The organism is Bellilinea sp., assembly GCF_053501535.1.
This window is the reverse complement of record NZ_JBRCOK010000168.1, coordinates 1-16,039: the sequence shown is the minus strand read 5'-3', so window position 1 is coordinate 16,039 and position 16,039 is coordinate 1. Positions and strand designations below refer to the sequence as shown.

Genomic DNA, 16,039 nt, shown 5'->3' with positions numbered 1-16,039 from the left:
CTTAAAATCGTCCGCGCATGGATTGCCCGTAACCAGTCAATTCCACATATCCATAACCGCTGACCGCCCGATCCCCCATATTTCCCTGTGCAAACACGGCTCCCTCCCAATATATGTAAGATACCACCAGTTCCTGATCCGGAATAAGCGGACGGACATCCAAAAGAATATCAACCTCTGGGATAAAAATCTGCCATCTGGATGGATACACTGCCCCGGTTTTTGGGCTTAGCCATTGTTCCTTGACTTCAACTATGAATTGATTCGCATTGAACCTTTGCGCTCTCCCATCCGCTAAAATCAAAGTTGCGCTTGAAAAACGGTCAATGCTTCCATCCTCTTTTCGGAGAGTAAACAGCATGATTTCCGTGTCATTATTCAGTTGGAGCGAGAACCAATCCCACCCCACCTGATCTTCACCCAGGGCGCTGGTGCTGAACTCGTGATCCATCCAGCTTAGTCCACTGACCGTATAATCAATGTCCGATACCGTAATTTTCCCTCTTGTTTCTAGCCTTGTTTGACTGATGTAATACGAGGCGTTTCCGGCTTCCTCACCCTTGCGACTGTATCCTTCCTCACCCTGTAATATCTCGCCTTTGCGATTAATCAATTGCAATTCAACCGCCACCTGATCCGTTTTCGCTTGTATTAAGTATTCATTCTCACCCACCTGCACAACCTGCCACTCATCCAACCACACTTGATAAGCAGGTTCTCCCACTGCCCCGGCCAGGCCGGCAGCACCCCGTCCGATTTTCTCATTGGCATAAAACTGACCGGTTTGTACATCGGTTAATGCAAAATGCGCCAGATAAACCTGTTCAACCGACCAATCCGAAGGACGGTCAATTCGCATTTCTGGCGGTACAACCGCGCGTCGGAAAAAGGTTAACTGATACCCAAAACGCCGACCCGACTCAGTCGCCAAATTGCCGGTGTAATACCACCATTCCGTTTGAAAGTCGTTATGTGCGCCGTGATCTTTGGGAAATTCAAAGGGTATTGGCGCCTCTGCCCGTGCAAAATTACCCTCGACTGCCACAGGCAAATATTCGATCACACCTGCCTGACCGCTTGCAGATTTCTCCATGGAAGGAAAACCAAATTGACTTGCCAGTACAGAAACGATCAACCCTAACCCCAAAACCATTATGGTTTGATATTTACTCATAACGAATTGCCTCCGCAGCCGAAAGACGATTCATTTTAATCGCCGGGAAGATACCAGCTACCAACGCAGCCCCCAACGCGATCATGACGGCCAGTAAGAAGGCCAAAGGATTTACAGAAAGCAGAATTGTCCAGCCAAATGACCGCAAGTTAATCACCTCAATCAAGATAACAGCCAGCACATAGCCGGTCGGTGCAGCCAGCAAACCGGCAATCAAACCCATCAAACCGGTTTCCAACATTACCAAACGCCACAATTCACGACCGGTAACACCCAATGCCTTGAGAATGCCGGTTTCCCGTTGTTTTTCAATTTGCAGCAAAGAAAGGGTGCTGAGGATGCCGATCAAAGCGACTACGGTTGCCAAAATGCGCAAAGCAGCTGTAATTGCAAAGGTTCGGTCAAACACCTCCATCACATCTTCCCGTAAAGCAGCATTTGCCCGAACCAGTAAATTTTGGTCTGTTTGTAAATTTTGCTGAATTTGTCTGGCGGCATCGTCAGCGCTGATTCCATCTTTCAGCCGTAAACCGATCGCCGTTACCGCATCATCCGCCCACCATTGACGATACACTTCCTGCCACATCAGGACACTCCCCTCACTGGAGGCATAATCATAAAAGATACCGGCAATTTTGAAGGATTGCATTCCTGAGGGAGTTTGAAAAACAATCTGATCTCCAACCTTCAGGTTGGCACGATTAGCCAGCGGCTCGGATATGATCACCTGCCCCTCTTGCATGGCTTGGGTAATTTTTTCGGCACTGCCGATGGACTCTTTGAAAAACCGCTCCGCTCCAATTTGGGGGTTGAATGTAGCCGACAGGTTGACTTCTCCGAATTGACTGATCGCCCTGGTTGCTCGGAGAGTGTCTATCCGTTCGATATCATCCCTGCTCTGCAGCTGCTCAATCACCAGCGGATCAATGGGAAGCAGCGAAGAATTGGCATTAAATCCCGGCACAGAAATGTACACATCACTTTGCAGGGTTTGCTCCAACCATTGCGTCACGGTAAAGCGGAAACTGTCAATCATCAAACTTACTCCAATGGTTACGGCAACTGCTACCATCAATGCGGATACTGCCACAGCCGTACGGCTGAGTGAATTCAACAGATTACCCGGCGCCATCCTTCCCAAAAATCCAAAGATTTTCTCCAAAAAGGGCTTGAAAGCTTCTAACAAAAACCGCATTAAGACCGGCGAGAACATTGCCAAACCTACTACAACCAGCAAGGTACCTCCAAAACCAAACAGGAGATGATTACCGGGAATTTGAAACAGCAGATAACCAGACGCAATCAGCAAAACCCCACCCAATGCCAGCAACCAAACCACCGCCTTCGCCTTTCGCTCCAACCCCGAACGGGATAAAGCCAACCGCGGCTCCACCGAAGCCGCCTCCAACGCCGGCGGAAGTGCTGCCCCAAGAGTAGCCAGCATACCCAAAACACCACCTTTGATCAAACTTTCCAGCGGAACACCAACCGATTGAACTGTGGTGGTGAAGTAAAGGTCATTGATGGTCTGGGAAACCATCCCTACCGTATTCCGGCCCAGTAAAACGCCGAGCAGGATTCCCAACGCCGAACCAAGCAGCCCGATAATGAACGCTTCGCCGCTTACCATGATAAAAAGCTCTCGTCGAGTGACTCCAAGACAGCGCATCGCGCCGAACAAATCCCGTCTTTGGACAACGGAAAAGGTCATGGTGTTATAAATCAGGAATAATCCAACCACCAGCGCAAGCAGAGACAAGGCCGAAAGGTTCAGCTGAAAAGCCTCAGTCATCTGGCGGATGCTTCCCTGCCTCGCTTCCACAGCTTCGATCTTCAAATCGGGTGCCAGTTGAGATTGAATTTGTTGAATGGCTGCCTCATCACCAGAAGGGATGATCAGATCAATTCGATCCAGATAACCGGTCTTGCCACTGATTTCCTGCGCAGTGGCAACATCTGCCAACAAGATACCCTCCAAACTGCGCGCCGCCAATCGGTCGGCCGGCTGTAAAATTCCTGCGATCCAAACCGAACGATTTTGACCAGCCACCTCAATCACCAGTTCATCGCCAGTGGTTAAACCCAACCGCTCTGCAAGATTATTGGAAACCATCACGGTTGCCGGTCGGGTAATCAGGTCAAAAAATGCCTGTCCGCTGAACGAATCGGGTTGCCAGTAATCACGAAAAGCAGCATCCACAAAAGCATCAATCCCCAGCAGTTGAAAAGCCTGGCCTTTGACAGCCGGGATCGAAACATAGGTGGAGATAACCGGGGCAGCCAGATTCAACGCACCTGTTCGCCGTAATCGTACATACTCCTCTTCCCGGATTCCACTTCCAGAGGGAATAATTTGATGAGTGGCCTTGCCAGTGATCACCTCTGTACTCAATTCAAACGCCCGGCTTGCGCTGGCATTGGCAAGATCAATCGAGACCATCACTGCCACACCCAACGCCACCCCCAACAGGATCAAAACGCTTTGCCAGGGGCGATTCAGTAGAGTCTGGAGTGCGATGCGAAAAAGACTTTTGGGTATTCTAATCTGCTGCAATTTGCGCATGCCGTTCTTCCAGTTTTCCGTCCCGCAAATCCATTACCCGGTCGGCAATTGCAGCCGCTTCGCGGCTGTGCGTCACCATGATCAGGTTTTTATTCATTCGCCGTGTCAACCGATCAATCAAATCCAGTAGTTTGGCGCTATTCACCTCGTCCAGATTGCCGGTGGGCTCGTCCGCCAAAACCAACAAGGGGTCATGAACCAGCGCCCTTGCAATTGCGACCCGCTGTTGCTCTCCTCCAGAAAGTCTGTCGGGGTAAGCATTTTTACGTGAAAGCAGTCCTACCTCATCCAGCAAGGCTTCTGCCCGCTCCAAACCAACCCGGTCTGCCTGATGATTTAAGTCAAGCGGTAAAATAACATTTTGCCAGACTGTTAGAGTAGGAATGAGATTGAAAAATTGAAAGACAAAACCAATCTTCTCCCGGCGGAACATCGTGCGCTGATGTTCGTTCAGGTCATTCAAGCAAACATCGCCAATGACAATTTCTCCCTCGTCCAGCCGGTCAATACCGCTTAAAACATTCAACAGGGTGGTTTTACCGCTTCCGCTTTTACCCACTACTGCCAGGGTTTCACCCTTCGATATCGTTAAGTTAACGCCCTCCAGAATAACTCGCCGCTCGCCCCCTTCTGAGTACGTCTTTTTGAGATTAATCAACTGGATAAATGCATCCGTTAATTGACCGGCAGGAGAAACTGATCTGTTTAGAGGTATTACCGCAATGCGATTCATGATCAATCAATTCCTTTCACGTGAACACTTTTCTGATTGTACTGATAAACCCCTGCTTTGTAAAAAAACTGTACAAACCATCTCGTTGCTTAAACAAAAAACGGGCAAGATGCCCGTCTTAACTTCCTGGAACAAACTAAAACCAACGCTTCCTGGCGAAGATGAATAAAGCAACCCCTACCATGAATAAACACACTCCCAAAATAAACTCCCACGCAATGGGGTTTTCCTGCAATGGAAGATCTACATTCATCCCATAAAAACTGGTAATCATATTGGGCAGGCTGACCAGGATGGTGACTGAAGCCAGAATTTTCATGACCACATTCAGATTGTTTGAAATGATCGAGGCAAAGGCATCCATCATATTGCTGAGAATGTTCGAAGAGATATTCACCATTTCAATCGCCTGCTGATTTTCAGTAATCACATCCTCCAGCAAATCCTCATCATCCGGGTACATGCGAAACAATTGTGTGCGCTGCAGCCTTTCCAGCAAGAGTTCGTTGGCTTTTAGAGCAGTCGTAAAATAAACCAGGCTTTTCTGATACTGCAACAACTCCAGCACTTCTTTGTTTTGTTGAGACTGTTGTAAACGGTCCTCAGTTTGTTCCACATTGCGATTAATTTCCCGCAAATACGCCAGGAACTTCGAAGCATTGCTCAACAAAATGCGCAGGACAAAACGAATGCGCTTGGCGGTTGACAAACCCTTAACCCGCCCGCTTTCAAATTCACGAATGATATCGGTCTGCCACCGGCAAACTGTAATAATATACTGGTCCGTGAGGATTATCCCAAGCGGAATAGTGATATAAGGAGCATCCGCTTTCGGCCCCTGATAATAGGGAATACGGATCAGGATCAGCATTTTTCCATCGTCTTCTCGCTCAGTGCGTGCCCGTTCATCCAGATCGAGCGGGTAGGTGATGAAGTCCATCGGAATACCCTCCACCGAAAGACGCTCGATCTCGTCGGGGGTAGGATCCACCACATTAATCCAGCAGTTGGGGATAAAATCGTCCAGTTGTATCAATCCATTTTCAGTGCTTTTATAAATTTTGATCATAACCCCTCGCCAATGACGTGATAATTCAAACCAATTTTACTACCAGCCAGAGGTTTATGGATTTTTATAAAAAATTTAACTTTAAGTGATATAATCAAAAAGCACCGGGGATGAACGGTCTCGACGGGAGAGGCTGATCCCGGACTGCGAGCCGAGAGGTGCCGAACTCGTAAAATCAGCACAAAAAACAAGTGCCAATCGCACAAACTACGCTGCTCTTCCTCTGGCTGCCTAAGCCGGGTTGAGCGCAAATGGTCTCCACGTGAGGCCACGTCTGTCTGCTCCGCTGCCTGACCGGTAGCAGAACAGGCGTGACAAAGTCAGGCTGCCGCATTCTTCGCCGCGCAGAATGCGAAAGAGGGCTCTAGGGTCCGAGCGGCTGACGGTGGATGTGTTCTGTTGGTCAGCGCATCCCCCGTGAGAACAAAGACCAACTACGCTCGTAGAAGTTCGTGGGTCTAATCTTTCGGACGCGGGTTCGATTCCCGCCATCTCCACCATATTCATAAGGGACGACATCCGGGTTAGGTGTCGTCCCTTCGATTCATCATCCCACGACACAAATTAGCCCTTTGAGATAAGCGCTTTCTGGAAAATTCAAAGCCACCGGGTGATCAGCACTTTGACTGAGCATTTCAACAATTTTCGCCTCTACCCCGGCATCCAACGCTGCATCTGCAACAATTTTCTGAAACAAATCCCTGCCCACCCCGCCCGAACAAGAAAATGTAACCAGAATCCCCCCATTGCGCAGCAATTTAAAGGCTAACAGGTTGATATCTTTATAGGCGCGGGCTGCCTTTTGCGCCTGCGCAGCGGTCGGAGCAAATTTTGGCGGATCCAAAATAATCAAATCGAATTGTTTGTTTCGATCGCGCAGAGTACGCAATTCTTTGAAAACATTTCCTTCCACCCACTGGTTCAGCGCAGGGTTGAAACCGTTTAAAGCCAGATTCTCGGCAGCAAGGGTCAGCGCATTTGCTGAGGAGTCAATGGATAACACACTCCTCGCACCACCAGCCAGCCCGCACAACGTAAAACCCCCGGTATAACAAAAAGCGTTCAAGACCTCACGATCTTTACTCAATGCCATAATTCGCTTGCGATTCTGGCGCTGGTCGAGGTAAAAGCCAGTTTTTTGACCGCCGATCACATCTACCCAGTAATGAAGGCCGTTTTCTTCAATTTTAATTCGAGGCGGCAAATTTTCCCCTCGGATTAATCCTTCTCGTATTGGTAAGCCCTCCAGATGACGAACTTCCACATCCGAGCGTTCTACCACAGTTTTACACCCCGTAATCTGCTGAACCTGATCAATCAGCACATCTCGCCAGTATTCCGCCCCTGCAGAAAGAATCTGTACTACGGCAACATCGGGGTAACAATCCACAATTAGACCGGGGACACCATCCGCCTCGCCGTGAACCAAGCGGAAAGCGTTGGTTTCCTTTGTGATGTTTATTGCGGTACGCAAACGTGCAGCTGCCTCAATTTTTCGATAAAAATATTCTTCATTGATCACTTCATCAGGATCAAAACTCCAAACCCGCGCCCGGATCGAAGAATACGGACTGTAAGCAGCCCAGCCCAGACGCTCACCTCCGCTGCTCAGCACCTCTACCGTTTCGCCGGGCTGCGGATTACCCGATGAAGAAGCAACCGCGCCAGAAAACACCCATGGATGATGGTGAAGTATTGATTTTTCTTTTCCGGGCTTTAAGATAATTTTTTTACTGGTCATTTTCAATTGATAATCAATCTTCGCCAGCCAATTTTCTCAGCATTTGTTCATCAATTACTTTGACACCCAGTTCGCGCGCTTTTTCCAGCTTTGAACCGGCATTTTCTCCGGCCACCAGATAGTCGGTCTTTTTTGAAACACTATCGCTGACCTTACCACCAAAACGTTGAATATACTGCTTGACCTCTTCGCGGGTAAAATTCGGGAGCGTCCCGGTAACGACAAAGGTCAGATTTTGAAGGGGTTGCTTTTCAGGTGCAGGTGCAGTTTTTTCAGCAACTGGCCAGACCCCAACCGACTTTAACTTTTCCAGCAATTGACGGTTAGACGGCCGATTGAACCAATCCACAATTGCCTGCGCAATGTTCGGGCCGACTCCTTCAATTTCCTGCAGCTCTTCAAACGTTGCCCGGCTCAATGCATCCAAATCGGAATAATACTTGACCAGATCACCGGCAAGTACTTCACCCACCCCTCGAATACCCAGCGCAAAAATCAACCTTTGCAATGGGCGGTTCTTTGATTCTTGTATGGCTTGAAGCAGGTTATCGGCTTTTTTTTCTGCAAAACCTTCCAGTTGAAGCAAATCTTTCTTCTTCAAGCGGTATAAATCCGCCACATCTTTAACCAGACCGGCAGCAATCAATTGTTCCACAATCTTAATTCCCAATCCCACAATGTCCATTGCTCCACGCGAAACAAAATGCTCGACATTGCGAATCAATTGAGCCGGGCAGGCAGCATTAACGCAATACCAGGCTACTTCTCCCTCCACATGTTCAACAGCCTGACCACAAGCCGGGCAGTTTTTTGGTGGTTCGAAAACCCGTTCCTCCCCCGTTCTGGCTTCCACCACCGGCCCAATGACATATGGGATGACATCACCGGCACGCTTAATTAAAACCCGATCGCCAATTCGAATATCTTTCTCGAAAATATAGTCAAAATTGTGCAGGGTAGCCTGCTTGACAATTACCCCGCCAACTTCAACCGGCTCCAAAATGGCCGTGGGGGTTAACACTCCGGTTCGGCCAACATTAATTCCGATATCCAGCAAACGGGTTGTAACCTCTCGCGCTGGAAACTTGAAAGCCAATGCGCCGCGTGGATCTTTCCCAACCACCCCCAAATCCGCAGCCAGCCGCAAATCATTGATTTTAATGACCATCCCATCGGCTTCATAAGGCAAAGTGTCCCGTTTTTCTGCCCATTCTTCACAAACACGAATAGCTTCCTCTATGTTTTTGCAATAAGTAACTTGATCACTGACCGGAAAGCCCCATTCACGTAAACGTTGTAAAGTCTCCCATTGAGTTTCTGGTGCAGGCTGATCGCTCTGAACAATCTGGTAAACCAATAGTCTCAGCGGACGGGAAGCCGTCAATTTTGGATCCAGTTGGCGCAAAGATCCTGAAGCCGTATTGCGTGGGTTGAGATATGGCTTTTCTCCCTGCTCCACCAGACGCTGGTTGAGGATTTCAAAATCCCGAATATTGATAAATGCCTCACCGCGTACCACCAACCGCCCTTCCGCCGCAGGCCCATCCGGACTGATCGGAATCCACATCGGCAGGGACTTGATGGTGCGTAAATTTGCAGTAATGTCTTCACCCACTTCCCCGTCTCCGCGGGTGGCACCCAGCACAAATTGGCCGTCCAAATAATGTAGCACAACAGTTAAACCGTCTATTTTTGGCTCCACAACAAAATCGGTATTCAGGACCCGCTCATCCAGCCGAACCAACCGTTCATACCATGCCCGCACGTCAGCAGCGCCAAATCCATTGGCCAGACTCAAAATTGGGGCAGGATGACGCACCTTGACGAACCGTTCCAGTGGTTCTGCCCCCGCCCGTTGACTGGGCGAATCGGGAGTAATCCATTCCGGGTGTTGGGCTTCAATTTGCAGTAATCGCTGCATCATCCGATCATACTCAAAATCACTGATGATCGGTGAATCCAAAACATGGTAGCGATAGGAATGATAATTTAATTCTTTCTTGAGATTTTCGTATTCCTGCTTTAAAGAGTCTTCTCCCATTCCAGCCTCCTCCCAAACGAATTATAGCAGGAAGGTAAAACCAGGATTCGAAATTCTCGTATACAATCAAAATGACAATGAGTTAATTTCGGGTAATTTTTAGACTACAAATATGAGTTTTGTCAAATTGTCATGCCGACTAGAAAATGATACACTGAAATTTAACTGGAGGTGCCCATGAGCGCATGGAAAATTATTGCTTTGATCGTTGGTGGAATTCTGATTTTTTTCGGGGTATTGTTCATTTGGGGTTCCACCGGTGATCAGGGTTCGGTCGGCTGGATTCCGGTAGGAATGATCACCGTGGGAATTGGATTGGCTCTGGTCTTTCTGGCTACACGAAAACCAACCAAGCCTGATGAAACCAATGTTACCCTCAAAATTGACCTCCCCGGCAATGTAAACATGGATGCGATCAAATGCCGTTCTTGCGGCGGAACACTGAAGCCGGAAGACATCAAAATGGTCGCCGGTGCGCCCGTGGTCACCTGCCCTTATTGTCACACAACTTATCAATTGACTGAAGAACCAAAATGGTAAGCAGTACATCGGGAGGGTAAGATGCGAACTCTTCGTCTTTTTCTTTTATGGTTGATTATTGCAATGATGCTCGGATTGAGCATCCAACCCGTTCAGGCCCAAAATTTATCTTTTGAAGTACCCAAACAAGAGGTGGTTGTTTTTGTCAATTCAGATGGAAGTATCAGCCTCGATTACACCATTACCTTCAAAAACTTACCCGCCCGGGATGCCATAGACATTATAGATATTGGTCTGCCTAATTCAAATTATGACCTTAAATCCATCTCCGCTGAAATTAACGGAAAACCTGCCACCCTCATTCGCCCCTCGGAGTATGTCTCACCGGGGGTTGAAATCCATTTAGGAGGAAATGCCATTCAGGCTGGTCAAACCGGGACTTTGCACGTGTATGTTGGAAAAGTCGAGCGCGTCTTGGGTAAATCCACCCTGCAAGAAGCCGAAGAGTACGCCAGTATCGTCATCACTCCAAATTATTTCAGCAGAGATTTTACCCGCGGCACAACCGAATATTTTTTCACCATTGTATTACCAGCCGGTTTGAAACCTGAAGAACCTCGCTACCATACCCCTTCTGGTAACTGGCCGGGTAGCGATGAACCGGTCGAGACCGGTTTTGACAACCAGGGCCGGGTTTACTACACCTGGTACGCTGAAAACGCAAATGCCTACACCAGCTACAAATTTGGAGCATCCTTCCCAATTCGACTTGTACCGGCCCAGGTGGTTGTTGCAACCGAAACGCCCAACTTGCGTACCGTGGATATTGATGCAATCATGGGCTTTTTATGCACCGCTGGATTTATCGGTTTCTTTTTCCTCATTCCCATTCTGTCGGCTATTGCGGCAAGTCGGCGCAAGCTGCAATATATGCCACCCAAAATCGCCGTCGAGGGTCACGGGATTAAGCGAGGCCTGACCGCCGTTGAAGCCGCTGTTCTGATGGAACAACCATTGGATAAAGTATTAACCATGATCCTCTTTTCGGTTTTGAAAAAAGGCGCTGCAATCGTTGAAAGCCGCGAACCGCTGGTTTTAAAAATAACCGATCCCCTGCCCGAAAATCTCCAGCCGTATGAATTAAAGTTTCTCGAAGCCTTTCAACAGACCAATAAAAAACTAAAAGAAAGTATACTGCAGGATACGGTTGTCGGGCTTATCAAATCGGTTACCGAGAAAATGAAAGGCTTTAGCCGTAAAGAGACCATTGATTACTACAAAACCATCATGGAAAAAGCCTGGCAGCAAGTCGCCGCCGCCGAAACCCCCGAAGTCAAGTCAGATGTCTACGAACAGGTCATGGATTGGACGATGATCGACCGTCGCTGGGATGACCGCACCCGCGAAGTCTTCCAAACCGGACCGGTACGGGTGCCAACCTGGTGGTGGCGTTATGATCCGGTCATTCGCTCTGCGCCTTCTTCCGGTAGTGGCGGAATGGCAAAAACGACTGTGCCTGCCCCCAGCGGCAGTGGCAACGTTACTCTGCCCAAACTACCCGGTTCAGACTTTGCCGCCTCAATGGTCAAAGGCGTTCAATCCTTCTCAGCCGGTGTCCTCGGCAATGTGAATACTTTCACCGAAAGAATCACCAGTAAAACCAATCCTCCGCCAAAAACATCCTCCTACAGCGGACGTTCAGGAGGAGGCGGTGGTTGTGCGTGTGCATGCGCCTGCGCGGGCTGTGCCTGTGCCTGTGCCGGTGGCGGACGCTAATGGGAGAGTTCTAGCATGTCCCTCTTCTCAAACCGCTGGCTCGAAAAACTCCGGGGAAGTATCCGCCCCCCAAATCTGACTTTTCCACCGTCAGCTGGCCTTTACAGTTTTTCGGTGGAGGAAAACGGCGGAAAAGCACGCGTTCACTTACGCATTGAACCCGACCAGAGCGGGACATTACTCATCAATGCCAGCCGTATCTTTCACTTTAATCCATCTGCCACGCTCATGGCCTATCTGATCTTGAGCAAAGTGCAGGAAACTCAGGCAATTGGATGGCTGACTCACACCTTCCAGGTTTCCCGCCGGCAAGCGCTGCAAGACTACCATGCTTTCGCTGAACAGCTGCATGCACTGATCCTTCCTGAAGGCGAATGCCCGATTTGTGATTTGGAGATTGAAACCATTCCACCCTTTAGCAAACAACCCAGCCGGCCTTACCGCATGGATCTGGCAGTGACCTATCGCTGCAACAATGCGTGTGCTCACTGTTATAACGCAAGATCGCGCGCCTTCCCGGAAAAAGATACGCAATACTGGTATTCGGTATTGGATAGGCTGTGGGAGATTGGAATCCCGCACATCGTTTTTACGGGTGGCGAACCTACACTGCGCGATGATCTTCCACTTCTAATTGCTCATGCCGAACGCAACGGTCAGATCACTGGTATTAATACCAACGGAAGACGACTGCAAGATACTGGCTTTCTCAACCAGCTCATCAACGCTGGACTGGATCACGTCCAGATCACTTTTGAATCCCATATTCCTGACATTCACGATCACATGGTTCTCCACAAAGGCGCGTGGCAGGAAACCGTAAAAGGCTTGACCAATGCCTTAAAGACGCACCTGTTTGTAATGACCAATACCACCCTCTTGAAAGACAACGCCCCTTATTTAAGCGAAACACTGGATTTTTTGGGAAAAATTGGGGTGCCGACCATTGGCTTAAATGCCCTGATTTACTCCGGTCGAGGACGCAATGTAAACACCGGTATTCCGGAGAGTGAATTGCCTGCCTTGCTGGATATTGCCCGCACAAAAACCACCCAATACAATCAGCGCCTGATCTGGTACACCCCTACCGAATACTGTAATTTTGACCCCGTTCAAATGGAATTGGGCGTAAAGGGGTGCACTGCTGCCCTGTATAACATGTGCATTGAACCGGACGGAAGTGTACTGCCGTGCCAATCGTATTACACCTCACTTGGAAATATTCTAAACGATTCATGGGATCAAATCTGGAATCATGATCTGGCGTTATCCTTGAGAGAGCGTCGGAACTTACCAGCCAAATGCCACGATTGTGGATTAGTGGTTGAATGCGGCGGCGGATGTCCTCTCGCCCGCGAAGCTTTAGCGGCCAAACAACCAATTTCCCATTGAAAACCGGAGGTGGTCATGATTAATCGAATTCGAGAGACATTCAATCGTTTCTTTCAACCCGTTCAACCGCTTGCAGCAGGGGTTTATACCTTCAACGCTCCACCTGAAGCCGCCTTACCCTACCGGCTTCATCTCCGAATTGAGCCAGATGGAAACAGCATCCTCATTATCAATGCTTCGACAGTGCTTCACCTCAACCAGACCGGCACTGAATACGCTTATCACCTCATTCAACAGCACAATGAAGAAGAAGTGGCCAACGAACTATCCAAACGCTATCGGGTTAGCAAAGAACAAGCCAGACAGGATTTTATCTCTTTCCGCGAGCGTTTGATGACCCTAATCGAAACCACCGATCTCGACCCAGTTACTTATCTGGAATTTGAACGCGTAAACGTCCATGAACGACGGCTGAGTGCACCTCTGCGCCTTGATTGCGCTCTGACCTATGCCACACCCCATCCTCGTGCGGTTGGCTCCACACCGGTAGAAAGGGTCAAAAGAGAGTTATTAACCCAAGAGTGGCAGACTATACTGGAAAAAGCCTGGAAAGCCGGCATCCCCCACGTAATTTTCACCGGTGGAGAACCCACGCTACGCCCCGATTTGGTTGAACTGGTTGAATTTGCAGAAAAACTGGGCATGGTAACCGGCGTGCTCAGTAACGGCTACCGCTTTTCGGAGCATAAATTTCTGACCGAAATTCTTCAGGCCGGCCTTGATCATTTGATGATTGTGCTGGACGAGAATGAAGATTACTGTTGGGAAGCCATCCGCGATTCGCTTGCTTCCGATTTGTATGTAACCGTACATCTCACCATTACCAGCCGCAACCAGCACCGTATCACCGAAATCCTGAATAAACTGGTTGAACTGAATGTCAAATCCCTTAGCCTCAGTATCGAAGACCTTTCGATGAAGTCTATGCTCCAACAGGTACAGGAACAAGCCTTCGCCCATGAAATGTCCATCGTTTGGGATTTACCGGTTCCTTATTCCGAATTAAATCCCATCAGTCTTGAGTTGCAAAGTGAAGGGATTGGGGAATACTTTGACGGCGCAGGCAACGCGTGGCTTTATGTCGAACCCGATGGCGATGTCCTGCCCGCACAGGGTAAAACCATTTTATTAGGCAACTTCCTCACCGATGATTGGACAAAGATCTGGCAAAATGCGCAGGCTTTGAATCAGAACCAGGCATGATTGACTGGCACCTGCGTTTTTTACAACAGGCGCGGTGGACTGCCCAGCTGCGTGCTTATCTGATCCAAAAAGCCGGCATTCAACCCCATCATCGCATCCTGGAGGTTGGCTGCGGCGGCGGCGCAGTTTTGCAGGATTTTTCAGCCGGCGGCCGGGTCATGGGATTGGACATTGATTTCTCCAGCCTCCTGATTGCCCGTTACTTAATACCTTCCGCTTCATTGCTCTGTTCAGACGGCCACAGGCTGCCCCTTTCATCGGAGAGTGTGGATTTTTCGATTTGTCATTATTTTCTGATGTGGGTCAACGGAGGCGAAGTACTTAAGGAAATGCGCCGAATCACCCGCCGTGGGGGTGCAATCATTGCCATGGCAGAGCCGGATTACGGCGGAAGGATAGACCATCCCCCCGCCCTTTCAGCCATCGGACACTATCAAACCCAATCCCTCCGCGATCAAGGTGCAGACCCCACTACAGGAAGAAAGATTCGCGGCTGGTTTCGAGATGCCGGATTAATCAACATTGAAAGTGGAGTAATGGCAGCCCAGTGGGCCAATGATCAAACGTACCCCCAAGATTTGGATATGGAATGGGCCGTGATTCGTTCGGATTTACAAGGGTATCTGGCGCCCGAGGAAATTGAAGCTTTGGAGAAAGCCGACCGCCACGCCTGGCTGGAAGGCACCCGCATCTTATTTGTGCCAACCTTTTATGCCATCGGATTTGTTCCAAGATAAATTTACCTGAATTTTATGGCAAAAACAAACCACAAGGCATATATTCAAGTGAGATTCATAAAAACCAGGAGAAATAAAATAGATGGCTCTGATTAAGTGGGAAGACCGTTACTCGGTAAAAATTACCAAATTCGATCATCAACATCAGCAGCTGGTTAGCTTGATTAATCAGCTATACGAAGCCATGAAGGTCGGCAAGGGACAAGTAGAATTAGGCAAGATTCTGGAGGAACTGGTGGACTATACGCGAAAACACTTCTCCAGCGAAGAAGCCCTGATGCTCAAGCACGCCTACCCCCAATACGCCGATCACAAAGCCTCACACGATCGCTTAACCCAACAGGTTATCGAATTCCAGAATCAATATAAAGAGGGCAAAATCGGTTTGAGTATTCAGATGATGAATTTTTTGAAGGAATGGCTGGTCAACCACATTCTGGACGAAGATAAAGCCTACAGTAATTTTTTTGAAGCCAAAGGTGAAAAATAGCATTTTCCATCCAAAAGGTTGCCAAAACATCCTTTTCGGAATATAATAGCCTCTGTCCATCGGGGCGTGGCGCAGTCCGGCTAGCGCGCTTGCATGGGGTGCAAGAGGTCGGAGGTTCAAATCCTCTCGCCCCGACAGTTATCCCCAGCCAGAAATGAATGGTAGGGGATCTTTTCTTTAAAAGGGTTGTGGCACATTCCCTTTCATTAAAGTGCTAACACACTTCCACCCGCCAGTATTACCACCATCCCCAATACCTGCATTGGAGATGGCTTTTCCCGTAGCAAACTCCAGGAAAACATCATCACAACCATTGGAGAAAGGTCTGAGATGGCTTTAACCACCGCTGGGTGACCAACTTTCAACGCCGAAAGTAAAAAAAGCCACTGCCCAATCACAAAGATCAACCTGCCAGCAGTTAACAAAAGACTGATCCCATTGATCCAATCCAAATTGGGTCTGGTAATCATCCAGGAAACGCCGCTAATTAAGAAGGCGCGAATCAGGTAATAAGTGTAGGGATTAAGATAATTCCCCGCAAATAAATCCTTGATCACAAACATGCTCAAGGTGAACAAAAACGCTGTTCCCAAGGGATAGAAAATTTCCTTGATGGGAACGCGTTCTAATTCTGTTGAAT

The 16,039-nt window shown here is 48.7% G+C and carries 13 protein-coding genes, 1 tRNA gene and 1 other RNA gene; 8 read left to right on the top strand and 7 right to left on the bottom strand.

What is annotated here, in order from left to right; genetic code table 11:
- Position 1: 1 nt before the first annotated feature.
- The 4 genes from ACWIZX_RS15080 to ACWIZX_RS15065 form a co-directional block, all read right to left on the bottom strand.
- Positions 2 to 1,174, bottom strand: a complete 1,173-nt coding sequence (locus tag ACWIZX_RS15080) for a lipocalin-like domain-containing protein (RefSeq protein ID WP_448336377.1) — start codon at positions 1,172 to 1,174, stop codon at positions 2 to 4.
- A complete protein-coding gene (locus ACWIZX_RS15075) occupies positions 1,167 to 3,737 on the bottom strand; it encodes an FtsX-like permease family protein (protein ID WP_448336376.1) in 2,571 nt (856 codons plus the stop codon). The genes ACWIZX_RS15080 and ACWIZX_RS15075 overlap by 8 nt, the downstream gene beginning before the upstream one ends.
- Complete coding sequence (locus ACWIZX_RS15070) at positions 3,715 to 4,470, bottom strand: ABC transporter ATP-binding protein (RefSeq protein ID WP_448336375.1); 756 nt, start codon at positions 4,468 to 4,470, stop codon at positions 3,715 to 3,717. The genes ACWIZX_RS15075 and ACWIZX_RS15070 overlap by 23 nt, the downstream gene beginning before the upstream one ends.
- Positions 4,471 to 4,606: 136 nt before the next feature.
- Positions 4,607 to 5,539, bottom strand: coding sequence for a magnesium transporter CorA family protein (locus ACWIZX_RS15065; protein ID WP_448336374.1), 933 nt, complete (start codon positions 5,537 to 5,539; stop codon positions 4,607 to 4,609).
- Between the two features lie 106 nt (positions 5,540 to 5,645).
- Here ACWIZX_RS15065 and ssrA point away from each other — a divergent pair.
- Positions 5,646 to 6,039, top strand: a transfer-messenger RNA (tmRNA) gene (gene ssrA, locus ACWIZX_RS15060).
- 47 nt (positions 6,040 to 6,086) lie between these two features.
- Here ssrA and ACWIZX_RS15055 read toward each other — a convergent pair.
- Positions 6,087 to 7,280: a class I SAM-dependent rRNA methyltransferase gene (locus tag ACWIZX_RS15055; RefSeq protein ID WP_448336373.1), complete on the bottom strand. Its 1,194-nt coding sequence runs from the start codon at positions 7,278 to 7,280 to the stop codon at positions 6,087 to 6,089.
- Positions 7,281 to 7,293: 13 nt separating this feature from the next.
- Positions 7,294 to 9,321: an NAD-dependent DNA ligase LigA gene (ligA, locus tag ACWIZX_RS15050; protein ID WP_448336372.1), complete on the bottom strand. Its 2,028-nt coding sequence runs from the start codon at positions 9,319 to 9,321 to the stop codon at positions 7,294 to 7,296.
- A gap of 177 nt (positions 9,322 to 9,498) precedes the next feature.
- On the opposite strand from ligA, the gene ACWIZX_RS15045 reads away from it, so the two are divergent.
- From ACWIZX_RS15045 to ACWIZX_RS15015, 7 genes are all read left to right on the top strand, one after another.
- A complete protein-coding gene (locus ACWIZX_RS15045) occupies positions 9,499 to 9,861 on the top strand; it encodes a hypothetical protein (RefSeq protein WP_322793045.1) in 363 nt (120 codons plus the stop codon).
- Between the two features lie 21 nt (positions 9,862 to 9,882).
- On the top strand, positions 9,883 to 11,577 hold the full coding sequence (locus ACWIZX_RS15040) for a hypothetical protein (protein ID WP_448336371.1): 1,695 nt from the start codon (positions 9,883 to 9,885) through the stop codon (positions 11,575 to 11,577).
- A 15-nt stretch (positions 11,578 to 11,592) separates the two neighbouring features.
- Entirely contained in the window at positions 11,593 to 12,969 is a 1,377-nt protein-coding gene (locus ACWIZX_RS15035) for a radical SAM protein (RefSeq protein WP_448336370.1), read from the top strand.
- Between the two features lie 15 nt (positions 12,970 to 12,984).
- On the top strand, positions 12,985 to 14,172 hold the full coding sequence (locus ACWIZX_RS15030) for a PqqD family peptide modification chaperone (protein ID WP_448336369.1): 1,188 nt from the start codon (positions 12,985 to 12,987) through the stop codon (positions 14,170 to 14,172).
- On the top strand, positions 14,169 to 14,909 hold the full coding sequence (locus tag ACWIZX_RS15025; protein ID WP_322794464.1) for a class I SAM-dependent methyltransferase: 741 nt from the start codon (positions 14,169 to 14,171) through the stop codon (positions 14,907 to 14,909). The genes ACWIZX_RS15030 and ACWIZX_RS15025 overlap by 4 nt, the downstream gene beginning before the upstream one ends.
- 82 nt (positions 14,910 to 14,991) lie before the next feature.
- Positions 14,992 to 15,399, top strand: coding sequence for a bacteriohemerythrin (locus ACWIZX_RS15020; protein WP_322794463.1), 408 nt, complete (start codon positions 14,992 to 14,994; stop codon positions 15,397 to 15,399).
- 60 nt (positions 15,400 to 15,459) lie between these two features.
- Positions 15,460 to 15,534 (top strand) — tRNA-Pro (locus ACWIZX_RS15015).
- Positions 15,535 to 15,605: 71 nt separating this feature from the next.
- Here the strand turns inward: ACWIZX_RS15015 and ACWIZX_RS15010 are convergent.
- The coding region (locus ACWIZX_RS15010) for an EamA family transporter (RefSeq protein WP_448336368.1) at positions 15,606 to 16,039 on the bottom strand (434 nt) is incomplete at its 5' end.

What these genes read in the sequence shown, in the direction of transcription:
- ACWIZX_RS15035 (WP_448336370.1), top strand. Translation starts at nt 11,593, where the DNA reads ATGTCCCTCTTCTCAAACCGCTGGCTCGAAAAACTCCGGGGAAGTATC.
- ACWIZX_RS15070 (WP_448336375.1), bottom strand. Translation starts at nt 4,470, where the DNA reads ATGAATCGCATTGCGGTAATACCTCTAAACAGATCAGTTTCTCCTGCC.
- ACWIZX_RS15045 (WP_322793045.1), top strand. Translation starts at nt 9,499, where the DNA reads ATGAGCGCATGGAAAATTATTGCTTTGATCGTTGGTGGAATTCTGATT.
- ligA (WP_448336372.1), bottom strand. Translation starts at nt 9,321, where the DNA reads ATGGGAGAAGACTCTTTAAAGCAGGAATACGAAAATCTCAAGAAAGAA.
- ACWIZX_RS15080 (WP_448336377.1), bottom strand. Translation starts at nt 1,174, where the DNA reads ATGAGTAAATATCAAACCATAATGGTTTTGGGGTTAGGGTTGATCGTT.
- ACWIZX_RS15055 (WP_448336373.1), bottom strand. Translation starts at nt 7,280, where the DNA reads ATGACCAGTAAAAAAATTATCTTAAAGCCCGGAAAAGAAAAATCAATA.
- ACWIZX_RS15025 (WP_322794464.1), top strand. Translation starts at nt 14,169, where the DNA reads ATGATTGACTGGCACCTGCGTTTTTTACAACAGGCGCGGTGGACTGCC.
- ACWIZX_RS15020 (WP_322794463.1), top strand. Translation starts at nt 14,992, where the DNA reads ATGGCTCTGATTAAGTGGGAAGACCGTTACTCGGTAAAAATTACCAAA.
- ACWIZX_RS15030 (WP_448336369.1), top strand. Translation starts at nt 12,985, where the DNA reads ATGATTAATCGAATTCGAGAGACATTCAATCGTTTCTTTCAACCCGTT.
- ACWIZX_RS15075 (WP_448336376.1), bottom strand. Translation starts at nt 3,737, where the DNA reads ATGCGCAAATTGCAGCAGATTAGAATACCCAAAAGTCTTTTTCGCATC.
- ACWIZX_RS15065 (WP_448336374.1), bottom strand. Translation starts at nt 5,539, where the DNA reads ATGATCAAAATTTATAAAAGCACTGAAAATGGATTGATACAACTGGAC.
- ACWIZX_RS15040 (WP_448336371.1), top strand. Translation starts at nt 9,883, where the DNA reads ATGCGAACTCTTCGTCTTTTTCTTTTATGGTTGATTATTGCAATGATG.